13 protein-coding genes are annotated in these 12,992 nt (G+C 69.9%); 9 read left to right on the plus strand and 4 right to left on the minus strand.

Annotation, left to right across the window (positions count from 1 at the left end):
• The first annotated feature begins 2 nt into the window (after positions 1–2).
• The 3 genes from SY2F82_RS30520 (at position 3) to SY2F82_RS30530 (ending at position 1,250) form a co-directional block, all read left to right on the plus strand.
• Entirely contained in the window at positions 3–362 is a 360-nt protein-coding gene (locus SY2F82_RS30520; protein ID WP_200422375.1) for a helix-turn-helix transcriptional regulator, read from the plus strand.
• Positions 359–820, plus strand: a complete 462-nt coding sequence (locus SY2F82_RS30525; RefSeq protein WP_200422376.1) for an SRPBCC domain-containing protein — start codon at positions 359–361, stop codon at positions 818–820. Before SY2F82_RS30520 ends, SY2F82_RS30525 begins: the two co-directional genes overlap by 4 nt.
• A 172-nt stretch (positions 821–992) precedes the next feature.
• Positions 993–1,250 carry a DUF397 domain-containing protein gene (locus tag SY2F82_RS30530; protein WP_200422377.1) on the plus strand — a complete coding sequence of 86 codons (258 nt, stop codon included), beginning with the start codon at positions 993–995 and terminating at the stop codon, positions 1,248–1,250.
• Positions 1,251–1,435: 185 nt separating this feature from the next.
• On the opposite strand, the gene SY2F82_RS30535 is transcribed toward SY2F82_RS30530, so the two are convergent.
• Complete coding sequence (locus tag SY2F82_RS30535; RefSeq protein WP_200422378.1) at positions 1,436–1,945, minus strand: ATP-binding protein; 510 nt, start codon at positions 1,943–1,945, stop codon at positions 1,436–1,438.
• Between the two features lie 322 nt (positions 1,946–2,267).
• On the opposite strand from SY2F82_RS30535, the gene SY2F82_RS30540 reads away from it, so the two are divergent.
• From SY2F82_RS30540 to SY2F82_RS30550, 3 genes are all read left to right on the plus strand, one after another.
• The gene (locus SY2F82_RS30540; protein ID WP_200422462.1) at positions 2,268–3,104 is read left to right on the plus strand and encodes a helix-turn-helix transcriptional regulator; all 837 of its coding nucleotides are present in this window, start codon (positions 2,268–2,270) and stop codon (positions 3,102–3,104) included.
• Between the two features lie 136 nt (positions 3,105–3,240).
• Positions 3,241–4,704: an aldehyde dehydrogenase family protein gene (locus SY2F82_RS30545; protein WP_200422379.1), complete on the plus strand. Its 1,464-nt coding sequence runs from the start codon at positions 3,241–3,243 to the stop codon at positions 4,702–4,704.
• Between the two features lie 101 nt (positions 4,705–4,805).
• Positions 4,806–5,345 (plus strand): DinB family protein, encoded by a 540-nt coding sequence (locus SY2F82_RS30550; RefSeq protein ID WP_200422380.1) that lies wholly within the window; start codon positions 4,806–4,808, stop codon positions 5,343–5,345.
• A gap of 21 nt (positions 5,346–5,366) precedes the next feature.
• On the opposite strand, the gene SY2F82_RS30555 is transcribed toward SY2F82_RS30550, so the two are convergent.
• Positions 5,367–6,779: a glutamate decarboxylase gene (locus tag SY2F82_RS30555; protein ID WP_200422381.1), complete on the minus strand. Its 1,413-nt coding sequence runs from the start codon at positions 6,777–6,779 to the stop codon at positions 5,367–5,369.
• 168 nt (positions 6,780–6,947) lie between these two features.
• On the opposite strand from SY2F82_RS30555, the gene SY2F82_RS30560 reads away from it, so the two are divergent.
• Entirely contained in the window at positions 6,948–7,709 is a 762-nt protein-coding gene (locus SY2F82_RS30560; protein WP_200422382.1) for a MerR family transcriptional regulator, read from the plus strand.
• A gap of 183 nt (positions 7,710–7,892) precedes the next feature.
• On the plus strand, positions 7,893–8,834 hold the full coding sequence (locus SY2F82_RS30565) for a DedA family protein (RefSeq protein ID WP_200422383.1): 942 nt from the start codon (positions 7,893–7,895) through the stop codon (positions 8,832–8,834).
• 39 nt (positions 8,835–8,873) lie between these two features.
• Here the strand turns inward: SY2F82_RS30565 and SY2F82_RS30570 are convergent, their stop codons facing one another.
• Both SY2F82_RS30570 and SY2F82_RS30575 read right to left on the minus strand, forming a co-directional pair.
• The gene (locus SY2F82_RS30570) at positions 8,874–10,631 is read right to left on the minus strand and encodes a threonine/serine exporter ThrE family protein (RefSeq protein WP_200422384.1); all 1,758 of its coding nucleotides are present in this window, start codon (positions 10,629–10,631) and stop codon (positions 8,874–8,876) included.
• Positions 10,632–10,760: 129 nt separating this feature from the next.
• Positions 10,761–11,252: an inorganic diphosphatase gene (locus SY2F82_RS30575; RefSeq protein WP_200422385.1), complete on the minus strand. Its 492-nt coding sequence runs from the start codon at positions 11,250–11,252 to the stop codon at positions 10,761–10,763.
• A gap of 79 nt (positions 11,253–11,331) precedes the next feature.
• Here SY2F82_RS30575 and dacB point away from each other — a divergent pair, with 79 nt between their 5' ends.
• A complete protein-coding gene (gene dacB, locus SY2F82_RS30580) occupies positions 11,332–12,975 on the plus strand; it encodes a D-alanyl-D-alanine carboxypeptidase/D-alanyl-D-alanine-endopeptidase (RefSeq protein ID WP_236041884.1) in 1,644 nt (547 codons plus the stop codon).
• The last annotated feature ends 17 nt before the right edge of the window (positions 12,976–12,992 follow it).

A 12,992-nucleotide genomic window follows, 5' to 3' on the forward strand; every position in this document is an offset into this window, starting at 1 on the left:
CCATGACCACCCCCGGGGCCGGGGCGGGCACCACCGCCGAGGACCGCGTCTTCGCCGCGCTCGCCAACGGCACGCGCCGCGAGGTGCTGCGCCTGCTGCGGGAGAAGGGGCCGCAGCCCGTCCAGGCTCTGGCCGACCACTTCGCCATGCGTCGCCCGAGTCTGTCGGAGCATCTGAAGGTGCTGCGCGAGGCCGGTCTCGTGGCCGAGCAGCGCTCCGGCCGGCAGCGCATCTACCGCCTTCAGGCCGCGCCGCTCGCCGAGGTGCAGGACTGGCTCCATCCGTACGAGCGGTTCTGGCGCGAGGCGCTGAAGGGCCTCGGCGATCTGCTCGACCGCATGCCCGACGATGACCAGCCATGAGCACCGCAGACGACGATGATCTCACCACCGTCCGTGTCGAGCAGTTCCTGCCGCACCCGCCCGCCAAGGTCTGGCGCGCGCTCACCGAGCCCGCCCTGCTCGCCCAGTGGCAGATGCCCGGCAGCGAGAACTTCCGGCTCGAGGTCGGTCACCGCTACACGATGGCCTCGGTGCCGCGGCCCAATGCGCGCTTCTCCGGCACCGTCGAGGTGCGGGTTCTCGCCTTCGAGCCCGAACGGATGCTGCGCGTCCGCTGGGCCGACGCCGACCCCGCCAACCGCGCGGACTGGACCATCACATGGACATTGGAACAGGAAGGCCGTGGAACGCGTCTCTTCCTAGTGCACGAAGGGTTCGACCCGGACGACCCGGCACAGATGATGGCGCGGAAGATCATGCACGGGGGCTGGAGCTCGCATGTGATGCGAGCTCTGGGGCAGACGCTCGACCGACTGTAACCAGACCGCGGTCGTGGCGTAGTCAAGGAACTGTAAAAGCTGTAACCGCAGGACCACCCCGCGTGCACGTGCATCTGCTCCTGCATCTGCACGTGAACGGGGTTATGATCCGGGGCAGTTGACCGCTGTATCAATGGCCATACCAGCCACTGCACCACCCGGGGAGCGACCTGTGGACCACGACGTGTGCGACGTGGACGACGTGTACAACGGCATGGCTGCGACAGAGCTGGAGGGAGTGGCCTGGCAGAAGAGCCGGCACAGCAACTCCCAGGGGTCATGCGTGGAGTTCGCCCGGCTGCCCGGGGGAGAGGTGGCGGTGCGCAACTCGCGCTTCCCCGACGGGCCCGCGCTGGTCTACACCCGCGCGGAGATCCAGGCGATGCTGCTGGGCATCAAGGACGGCGAGTTCGACCATCTGATCGCGTGACACGCCGGACCGGCGTGCACCCCGGGTGGCTCACGGGAGCGGTCGACGTCTCCCGTCGCGACAGGGCCGGTTCAGTGGTGCGTCGAAACGCGCGCGTACGCAACAAGCGGACGCCTGCGGCGACGTGCGGCGCCGCAGGCGTGTAACACGCGTAGAACCCGGGCAATCGAAAGCGCCGCGGGACATCACTCAGGGCGCATCTGTGCCGGTGACAGCCGGAACAGCGCCCAGACCACCTTGCCGCTCAGCGTGCCCGCCAGCGGGTGCCAGCCCCAGCTGTCGGCGAACGACTCGACGAGGAACAGCCCGCGGCCCGACTCGGCCGAGAAGTCTTCCGAGTCGCCCGCGACCGGACTGTCGTGGCTGGGATCGCGCACGGCGCACACCAGGCGCGTGGTCCAGCGCATCAGGTGCAGTCGCACCGGCGGGTCCTGCTCACCCGCACGCACGGCGGAGGCCGGCAGGGCATGGCGCAGGGCGTTGGTCACGAGTTCGGAGACCACCAGGCAGACGTCGTCGAAACGCTCGCCCACCTCCCACTGCCCCAGCGTGGCCCGGGTGAACCGCCGTGCCTCGCGCACCGCTTCGAGGCGGGCGGGCAGGGCACAGGAGGCGGCGCTGGACACGGCCGCGGGATCGAGCGGCGGAAGTCCCTGCCGTAAGGGCTCGAGCATGGTCGATCCATTCGTCCCCATGCGAGGCACTCCCGGGTGTTCGCGGTCGTGGCGATGCAGCGGTGGCGCGGAACCATGGTTTCGGATGAGCCAAGCAGATGCAAGGGCAGATGCACGTGCACGCGCCGGAATTGGCCCCTCCCGTACCGCTTTCCCCTTATTTCTTCAGCCACTTTCTTCCCTCTTGCTTGCCCTCGCTCATCTCCCCCTGCGCCTCATCTTTGTCTCCTTTCCGTTTCTGTAACCGCACGAGTACAGCTCGGAGTGTTTTAGTGGCAGACTGCGCGATCTGAAGGACGTTGGGGAGGCTGACGAAGTGAGCGCTGGGGACTCGAGCGGTTCGGTGGTGCGGCGCATTCTGCTGGGATCCCACCTCAGGCGCCTGCGGGAGGCGCGCGGCATCACCAGGGAGCAGGCCGGTTACTCGATCCGCGCCTCCGAGTCGAAGATCAGCCGCATGGAGTTGGGACGGGTGAGCTTCAAGACGCGGGATGTCGAGGACCTGTTGACGTTGTACGGGATCACCGACGAGGCCGAACGCACGTCCCTGCTCTCCCTCGCGAAGGAGGCCAACGTCGCGGGGTGGTGGCACAGTTACTCGGACGTCCTGCCCAACTGGTTCCCGACGTACGTCGGCCTCGAGGGTGCGGCGCATCTGATCCGGTCCTACGAGGTCCAGTTCGTGCACGGCCTGCTGCAGACCGAGGCGTACGCGCACGCGGTGGTCTCCCGGGGCATGAAGGGCGCGAGCACCGAGGACATCGACCGCCGGGTGGCGCTGCGCCTGGAGCGGCAGAAGTACCTCGTGTCGGAGAACGCCCCGCAGTTCCACGTCGTCCTCGACGAGGCAGCCCTGCGCCGCCCCTATGGCGACCGGCAGGTGATGCGCGGCCAGCTGCAGCATCTGATCGACATCTCCGAGCGCCCCAACGTACGGCTGCAGGTCATGCCGTTCAGCTTCGGCGGGCACTCCGGCGAGAGCGGTTCCTTCACGATCCTCAGCTTCTCCGAGTCCGACCTGTCCGACGTGGTGTACATGGAACAGCTCACCAGCGCGCTCTACCTGGACAAACGCGAGGACGTGACCCAGTACGAGGCCGCGATGAAGGAGCTGCAGCAGGACAGCCCCGGCCCGGACGAAAGCCGCGATCTGCTGCGGGGGCTGCTCCAGCTTTCCTGAGAGTCCTCCCGGGAGTATCCCCAGCAGCCCCCAACTTGCGGTCGCCGCAAGTACGATGACGCCCGATCAGGCCGTGACGTGAGCGCGGGTGCGGAAACGGGTGTCTGCTTCGGCTGCAAAGGGATTGAGGGATCACATGTCGTCGTCCTACTTCACCGATCTGGCTCGGCAGTACATCGGCGGTGAGTGGCGTCCGGGCACCGGCTCCTGGGACATCATCGACTTCAACCCGTACGACGGCGAGAAGCTGGCGTCGATCACGATAGCCACGGTCGAGGAGGTCGACGAGGCCTACCGGGCCGCCGCGGCCGCGCAGAAGGAGTGGGCCGCCACCAACCCCTACGCACGCCGCGCGGTGTTCGAGAAGGCGCTCGGGCTCCTTCAGGAGCGCGAGGCCGAGATCACCGAGGCGATCATCGCCGAGCTGGGCGGCACCCGGCTGAAGGCCGCCTTCGAGCTGCACCTCGCCAAGGAGTTCCTGCGCGAGTCGATCCAGCTGGTGCTGCGTCCGGAGGGCAAGATCCTCCCCTCGCCCGTCGACAACAAGGAGAACCGTCTCTACCGCGTGCCGGTCGGCGTCGTCGGCGTGATCAGCCCGTTCAACTTCCCGTTTCTGCTGGCGATCAAGTCGGTCGCCCCCGCGCTCGCACTCGGCAACGGCGTCGTCCTCAAGCCGCACCAGGACACGCCGGTCGTCGGCGGCTCCCTGGTCGCCAGGATCTTCGAGGACGCGGGGCTCCCGGGCGGACTGCTCAACGTGGTGATCACCGACATAGCGGAGATAGGCGACGCGTTCCTCGAGCACCCGATCCCGAAGGTGATCTCCTTCACCGGCTCCGACAAGGTCGGCCGCCATGTCGCCACCGTCTGCGCCGCCCACTTCAAGCGCTCGGTCCTGGAACTCGGCGGCAACAGCGCGCTGGTGGTCCTGGACGACGCGGACGTCGACTACGCGGTCGACGCCGCCGTCTTCAGCCGGTACGTGCACCAGGGCCAGGTCTGCATGGCCGCCAACCGCGTCCTGGTGGACCGCTCGCTGCTGGCGGAGTTCACCGAGAAGTTCGTCGCCAAGGTGAAGTCGCTGAAGGCGGGCGACCCGCGCGACGCGGAGACCGTCATCGGCCCGGTCATCAACTCCTCGCAGGCGGACGCGATCACCGGTGTGGTGCAGCAGGCGATCGCCGAGGGCGCCACGGCGCTGGTGCACGGCGCGACCACCGACAACCTGGTCGAGCCGACCGTCCTCACGGACGTCCCCGCCGGCTCCCCCATCCTGCGGCAGGAGATCTTCGGCCCGGTCGCGCTGCTCATCCCCTTCGACGGTGAGGAGGAGGCGGTCCGCCTCGTCAACGACACCCCGTACGGCCTCAGCGGCGCCGTGCACACCTCCGACGTCGAGCGCGGGGTCGCCTTCGCCCAGCAGATCGACACGGGCATGTTCCACGTGAACGACGGCACGGTCCACGACGAGCCACTGGTCCCGTTCGGCGGCGAGAAGAACTCGGGCATCGGCCGTTTGAACGGTGAGACGACGCTGGACGCCTTCACCACGCTGAAGTGGATCTCGATCCAGCACGGGCGGAGCGCGTTCCCCTTCTAGGTCTCCGTGTAGGTGGCGGGCCCTTGCGGACAGAAGCTGACCGCAAGGGCCCGTAGCGTCTCAGGTGTCAGGAAGAACCGGATCGGCGAAAGGCGGCAGCCATGGTCACGCACGTACGAGCCGAGGCGCAGGGAGACGAGCGAGGGGCGCTCCTGTCGTTCGTGGAGGAGCAGCGCGGCGGGATCCGCCGGGCGGTGCTGGGGCTGACCGAGGAGCAGGCCAGGACCCGCCCGAGCGCCAGTGAGCTGTCCCTGGGAGGGCTGCTGAAGCATGTCGTCGAGGTCGAACAGAGCTGGATCGCCCGGGCCAAGGGGGAGCCCCCCGCGGTCAAGCGGGACGAGTCGAACTGGCACGAGTGTTTCCAGCTCCTCGACGGCGAGACGGTCGCCTCGCAGCTCGCGTACTGGGAGGAGGTCGCGGCCGGGACCGAGGCGTTCATCCGCGCCGTGCCGAGCCTCGACGACACCTTCCCGCTGCCGAACGACCCCTGGTTCCCGCCGGACGAGCGGGTCTCGATGCGCTGGGTGATGCTCCACCTGATCCGCGAGACGGCCCGGCACGCGGGACACGCGGACATCATCCGGGAGTCCCTCGACGGGAAGACCGCGTTCGAACTGGTGGCCCTGGCACAGGCGGGGTGAGCCGGGTCGGCGAGCGGCGGCTCAGTGGTGGAAGCTCGTGGCCGCCTTCTTGTCACGGGTCAGCGAGTACGGCTGGCGCCTGAGTTCGGGCAGCAGGCGGGTCAGGTCCTCGAGGAACAGGTCCGCCAGGTCCGTCGAGAAGCCGTTGCGGCACACGACGCGCAGGACGGACAGGTCCTGCCGGTTGGCGGGGAAGGTGTACGCGGGCACCAGCCAGCCGTACTCGCGCAGCCGCCGCGAGACGTCGAAGACGTCGTACGCCTCCACGTCCGGTGCCGTCGTGAAGGCGAACACCGGCAGCTCGTCGCCGCGGGTGAGGAGCCGGAAGTCGCCGAGCGACTCCACCCGCTCGGCGAGGCCCCGCGCCACGTTCCGCGTGGTCTGCTGGACCGCCCGGTACCCTTCCCGGCCGAGCCGCAGGAAGGTGTAGTACTGCGCGGCCACCTGGGCCCCGGGCCGGGAGAAGTTCAGCGCGAAGGTCGGCATGTCGCCGCCCAGGTAGTTGACGCGGAAGACGAGTTCCTCCGGCAGGGCCTCGTCGTCCCGCCACAGCGCCCAGCCCACGCCCGGGTAGACCAGCCCGTACTTGTGCCCCGAGGTGTTGATCGACGCGACCCTCGGCAGCCGGAAGTCCCACACGAGGTCCTCGTCGAGAAACGGCGCGATCATGGCCCCGGAGGCGCCGTCCACATGCACGGGGATGTCCAGACCGGTGCGCTCCTGGAGGGCGTCCAGAGCCGCGCACAGCTCCGCGATCGGCTCGTAGGACCCGTCGAAGGTGGAGCCGAGGATGCCGACGACCCCGATCGTGTTCTCGTCGCACAGGTCCGCCGCGGCCTGCGGATCGATGTGGAACCGGTCGCCCTCCATGGGCACCTGGCGCGCCTCGACCTCCCAGAAGTTGCAGAACTTCTCCCAGCAGACCTGCACGTTCACGCCCATCACCAGGTTCGGGCGGGCGTCTCTGGACGGGTAGCGGTCCGCGTTGCGCCGCGCCCAGCGCCGCTTCAGCGCCATCCCGGCGAGCATGCACGCCTCGCTGGACCCGGTCGTCGAACAGCCGACGGCCGCCTCCGGGTCCGGTGCGTTCCACAGGTGGGCGAGCATCGCCACGCAGCGGCGCTCCAACTCGGCGGTGCGCGGGTACTCGTCCTTGTCGATCATGTTCTTGTCTTGGCACTCGTTCATCAGCACGCCGGCCTGGGGCTCCATCCAGGTGGTGACGAAGGTGGCGAGGTTCAGCCGCGAGTTGCCGTCCAGCATCAGTTCGTCGTGGACCAGTTGGTAGGCGGTCGTGGGCAGCATCGGGCCGGCGGGCAGCCGGTGCCTGGGCGGCGCCTCGGTCATCTCGACGACCGGATTGGCCTCCCCGTAGAAGGGGTTCATCGACCTCGGACGCTCGTCGGGCGTACCCGGACCAGTGTGGAGCGGCATGGCGTCGCGTCTCCCATCGCGTAGGCGGAACCGGCGACGCGTCGGTTTCCTCGTCGCCGGTCTCGATGGTTCAACGAATCATGGTTCCGTCCGGGTGCAGGCGTATCCCCTTGCACCTCACGCGACGTGAGGGCCGAGGCTGAGGCACGTACCCAGAAGGGAGCGGAAGTGAGCTACTCGGTGGGCCAGGTGGCCGGCTTCGCCGGTGTGACCGTGCGCACGCTGCACCACTACGACGAGATCGGCCTGCTCACACCCAGTGAGCGCACGTACGCCGGTCATCGGCGCTACAGCGACGCCGATCTCGACCGGCTGCAGCAGATCATGTTCTACCGAGAACTCGGCTTCCCGCTCGACGAGGTCGCCGCCCTGCTCGACGACCCGGACACGGATCCGCAGGAGCACCTGCGGCGCCAGCACGCGCTGCTGACGGACCGGATCGAGAAGCTGCGGAAGATGGCGGCGGCCGTGGAGCACGCCATGGAGGCACACAAGATGGGGATCAACCTCACGCCAGAGGAGAGGTTCGAGGTCTTCGGGGACAAGGACCCGGAGCAGTACGCCGAGGAGGCCGAGCAGCGCTGGGGCGGTACGGAGGCGTACGCCGAGTCGCAGCGCCGCGCCGCCCGCTACACCAAGGACGACTGGAAGCGCATCAAGGCCGAGGTCGACGCCTGGGAGGAGCGCTACGTCGCCCTGATGACCGCCGGGGAACCGCCGACCGGCGAGCGCGCGATGGAGCTGGCCGAGGAACACCGTCAGCACATCAGCAGGTGGTACTTCGAGGTCCCGTACGAGATGCACCGGTGCTTCGCCGAGATGTACGTCTCCGACGAGCGCTTCAGGGCGTACTACGACTCCATGCGCCCCGGCCTCGCGGAGCACCTCAGGGACGCGATCGTGGCGAACGCGGCCCACCACGAGGGCTGAGCGGACAAGGGGGATGAGGGGGCGGCACAGCTGTGACCCAGTTCTCGCACAGTGCATTGCGGGGACACCGGGGGAACCTGCCGGGGACACTGTGCGTTGATAGCTTTGTCCGGCCAGTGCCTGCGTGACGGCCGCCCCAGGACGCCGCAGGTACGTCCCCTCACCCTTCAGGAGCCCGGAACCGTGATGTCGCTTGCCCTCGGACCGAGCTGGCTGGATCCGAATCACCTGCTCGACACCTTCGGCATCTGGGGTCTGCTCCTGGTGGTCTTCGCCGAGTCGGGCCTGCTCATCGGCTTCTTCCTGCCGGGTGACTCGCTGCTGTTCACCTGCGGCTTGCTGATCACCGCGGGGACGATGAAGTTCCCGCTGTGGGGGGCGATCGGCCTGATCTGCCTGGGCGCGATCCTGGGCGACCAGGCGGGCTACATGTTCGGCAAGAAGGTCGGCCCGTCGCTCTTCAGGCGCCCGGACTCCCGCCTCTTCAAGCAGGAGAACGTCACCAAGGCGCACGAGTTCTTCGAGAAGCACGGTCCGAAGTCCCTGGTGCTGGCGCGTTTCGTGCCCATCGTGCGCACGTTCACGCCGATCATCGCCGGCGTCAGCGGCATGAAGTACCGCTCGTTCCTGGTGTTCAACGTCATCGGCGGCGTCCTGTGGGGCGCGGGCGTCACGCTGCTGGGCTCCTGGCTGGGCAACGTGGCGTTCGTCCACAAGAACATCGAGCTGATCCTGATCCTGATCGTCCTCGTCTCGGTGATCCCGATCGTCATCGAGTTCCTGCGGGCGCGTTCCCAGTCGCAGAAGAACGCGCCGCAACCCCAGCCCCGACCCCAGGCCCAGAATCAGTCCCGGCCCCCGGTCATGGATGACGCGACGACCCAACTGCGCCGCATCTCCCCGGACCGCCGGTACCCGCAGCAGTACGGCAACCAGAATCAGGGCCAGAACCAGAACCAGAGCCAGGGCTACGACTACCAGCAGTACCCGCAGCAGCAGTACGCCCAGGAGCAGTACGCCCCGGACCAGTACGCCCAGGAGCAGTACCCCCAGCAGTACGGGCAGCAGGTGCCGCAGGAGTACCAGCAGCCGCAGCAGCAGTACCCGTACAACCAGGGCTACTAGGGGCGCGCGCGTTCCCCGGCGCTCACCACCCGGCGGTGCTCAGAACCCTCGAGTCCGCTTGGCGGCCCGGCGCCCCCCGGCGGACCCGAACCGCAGGAACAGCCGGGAGATCTCCGACCCCAGGTTCACCCCGATCGCGATGGCCATCGCCAGGGAAACGGCGTTGGCCAGCGACACCAGGCCCTTGTCGACGTTGTTCTGGGCGATCGACAGCAGCCCGAAATACGTGGCGGAGCCCGGCAGCAGCGGCCCGATCGCCGCGGTCGTGTACGGCAGCGCGGACGCGAACCGGTAGCGCGACAGCAACTGCCCGAACAGTCCCACCAGCCCGGCCGCGACGGCCGTGGAGGCGACCGGCGACAGCCCGCCCGGGTAGTGCAGCGCCCCGTACACGCTCCACGCGACGCCGCCGTTGAGGGTCACCCACAGCACGGTGGACCGTTCCTGCTGGAGCAGTACGGCGAAGGTCAGCGAGAGCAGCATCGACGCCGCGATCTGCACGACCGGCCGCTCGGCCAGGTGCAGGGCCGCGTTCGGGTCGAGTTCGGCGCCCAGCTTCACCCCAAAGTAGAGGACCACCAGGACGCCGGCGACGATGCCCACGAAGAAGTACATGACCTCCAGCAGGCGCGCCGCGGCGGTGATGTAGAAGCCGGTCAGCCCGTCCTGCACCCCCGCGACCAGGGCCCGGCCGGGCAGCAGCGCGAACAGCCCACCGGTGATCACCGCGGAGGCGGCCACGGGCACATGGGCCAGTGTGAGCGCGACACCGATCGCGGCCGGCGGCATCGCGGCCACCATGAACTGGTAGAACTCCGGCAGCCCGCGGCCCGCGCACAGCCACGCGAGCCGGTCGCCGAGCATGGCGCCCAGCGCGGCCGCGACGAACACGATCGGATCGCCGCCGACGAGCATGGAGGCCGCACCGGCGAGCAGCCCGCTGGCTCCGGTCAGCGCCCAGCCGGGGTAGGGGTGCCGGTTGCGGCGGATCTCGGCGAGCCGCCGGTAGGCGTCCTCCAGGGAGATCGAGGTCTCCGGATCGGTGAGGTCGTCCACGAGCCGGAACACGGCCTGAAGGCGGGTGTAGTCGGTGCCCCGGCGGCGTACCGTCCGCGAGGCCGACACGGGGTCGTCCACCAGGGACGGCTGGTAGGAGATCGACAGCAGGGTGAAGGTGACGTTCGGCTCGCAGCGGTCGAGGCCGTAGGACCGGCAGACCGCGAACATCGCCGCCTCCACGTCCTCGGCGCCCTCGCCGCCCGCCAGCAGCAGTTCGCCGATCCGGAGGGTCAGGTCGAGCACGCGCGGCACGGCGGGACCCGACTCGCCGATCTTCTGCACGGGCTCCGGCGCGGGCCGCTCGGTCACCGGCATGCGCAGCATCGCGCGCATCCGGTCCTGCCAGGGCGCCTCCTTGGTGAGCCGCACCGCGGGAATCCCGGAGGGCGGCGTGAAGGCCGCCGGGGCGCTGCGGGCGCTGTACGTGCTCGGCGGGCTGAACGCGGACCCGTCCGGCTCGGCGGCGGGCGGCTGCGGGACCTGGAGGCCCTCCGGGAGGGCGAACTCCGACGTGGTCTCGGAGTCGGCACCGGCCGCCGGTACGTCCAGGCCCTCGGGGATCGCGAACTCCGACGTCGTGGACGACTCGCCGCCGACCGCCGCCGGCGCGCCCACGCTCGCGGGGACGGGGAAGGCCAGGGTCGTGGCGGATTCGCTCCCGCCCCGCCCGTCGGGCGCGAACACGCCCCTCGCCTCGTCCGACCGCGGCTTGCGGCCCACCCCGTCCGGCTCCGCCACCTGCTTCCGCCTCGCCCTTCCGTGCGCGTGTGTCCCGTGGGTACCTCCCGTGCGCCCCAGTATGCGCACCTACGTCAGCGGGCCGCGTCACCCGGAAGGGTCACGCGGCCCGCTGGAGGTCGGGAGGGGTCAGTGACCGCCGTGCTCCTTGAACCGCTTGAACGAGCGCTCGATCTCGGCCTCGGCGTCCGTGCGGCCCACCCAGTCGGCGCCCTCGACGGACTTGCCGGGCTCCAGGTCCTTGTAGACCTCGAAGAAGTGCTGGATCTCCAGGCGGTCGAACTCGGAGACGTGGTGGATGTCCCGCAGATGCTCCACGCGCGGGTCGGACGCCGGCACGCACAGCACCTTGTCGTCGCCGCCCGCCTCGTCCGTCATCCGGAACATGCCGATGGCACGGCACTTGATGAGGCAGCCGGGGAAGGTCGGCTCCTCCAGGATGACCAGAGCGTCCAGCGGGTCGCCGTCCTCACCCAGGGTGTTCTCCACGAAGCCGTAGTCGGCCGGGTAGCTGGTCGAGGTGAAGAGTCGACGGTCGAGGCGGATACGACCGGTCTCGTGGTCCACCTCGTACTTGTTCCGCGAACCCTTCGGGATCTCGATCGTGACGTCGAACTCCACCGGTGGCTCCTCCATGATCAGCACATAGTTCTGGTGGTTAAGTGTCCCTCACGCAGGAGTGTGATCGCGAAAGGGGCTGGTGGTCGTGCCGGAGCTGGGTCCTTGGCGGGCCGCGGGACCACGTCTCGCACGGGTCGCGCAGGCCGTGAAACCGCACCTCACGCGCATGACCCAGGCCGTGGAGCCCCGCGCCCGGCGGATCGCCGCAACCGCCCGACCCGGTGTGACACGAATCACGAGGGTGGCGAAACCGTACGTCGCGCGGGTCGCGCGCACCGTACGCCCACCCCACGGGAGGCTGACGACCCCGCAGCTGGCGGCCGTCGCCGCCACCGTGGGCCTCGCGCTCGCGGCCGGGGCCGCGACCGCCGCCGGTCCCTGGGACTCCTCCGGCCAGCGTACGGCCGAGCGCGACCTCGCCACAGCGTGGGACCGCCGGGGTGGCGCAGATCACGGGGCCGGTACGGCGGTGGTCGCGCCCGCCCCCGCCCCTAGCGCCGCTTCCGTGCTCGTCGCCCTCGGCGGCGCCACCACCAAGTCCGCCCCCGAGGGCAAGCCCCTCGCCGCCGTACTCGACCCGTTCCTGCGCGACCCCTCGCTCGGCACCCGGCGCAGCGCCGCGGTCGTCGACGTGGCCACCGGGAAGCGCCTGTACGCCAAGGGCGTGGACGACGCGCTGACCCCCGCCTCGACCACGAAGATCGCCACGGCCGTCGCCGTCCTCTCCGCGGCGGGCGCCGACCACCGCTTCACCACGCGCGCGGTGCTGGAGCCCGGCGGTGACCACCTGGTCCTGGTCGGCGGCGGCGACCCGACGCTGACCGCCCGCAAGCAGACCGGGGGCTGGGCGAGCCTGCGCACCCTGGCCGACGACACCGCCGCCGCCCTGAAGACCCGCCACCTGACCTCGGTGACCCTCTCCTACGACGCCTCCCTGTTCACGGGCCCGGCCCTGCACCCCATCGGCGTCAACGACAACCTGGCCCCGGTCACGGCCCTGATGGCCGACGAGAGCCGCACGGACGACACCTCCAGCGGGCCGGCCCCGCGCGGCACGGACCCGGCGGCCGACGCGGCCCGCGCGTTCGCCCGACTGCTCCAGGGCCACGGCGTCAAGACCTCGGAGCCCGGCCCGGCGAAGGCCACGGCGCGCGCCGAGGCGCTGGCCTCCGTCCAGTCGCCGCCCCTGTCCGCGGTCGTCGAGCGGATGCTCACCAACAGCGACAACGACATCGCCGAGGCCCTCGCCCGCCAGACCGCCCTCGCCACCGGCGGCAGCCCGAGCTTCGACGGGGGCGCGGCGGCGATCTCCGCCCAGTTGAAGAAGCTGGGCCTGCCGGTCGGCGGCTCGCAGTTCCACGACGGCAGCGGTCTCGACCGCGACGACAAGCTCACCGCGGACCTGCTGACGGCCCTGCTGGCGGCCGCCGCCTCCCCGTCCCACCCCGAGCTGCGCGCCGTCCTCACGGGTCTGCCGGTGGCGGGTTTCACGGGCACCCTCAGCGACCGCTACGCGGACGCCGCCGAGCACTCCGGCGTGGGCCTGGTACGCGCCAAGACGGGCTCCCTGACCGGCATCAACACGCTCGCCGGAACGGTGGTCGACGCGGACGGCCACCTCCTGGCGTTCGCGTTCCTGACGGAAGGCTCGATGGACCAGACGACGGCGCGAACGGCCCTGGACCACACGGCGGCGACCCTGGCGTCCTGCGGCTGCCGCTGACGACCGCTGTGGGCAGT

Origin of the sequence: Streptomyces sp. Y2F8-2 (assembly GCF_014905555.1) — a bacterium.
GTDB lineage: Bacteria > Actinomycetota > Actinomycetes > Streptomycetales > Streptomycetaceae > Streptomyces > Streptomyces cynarae.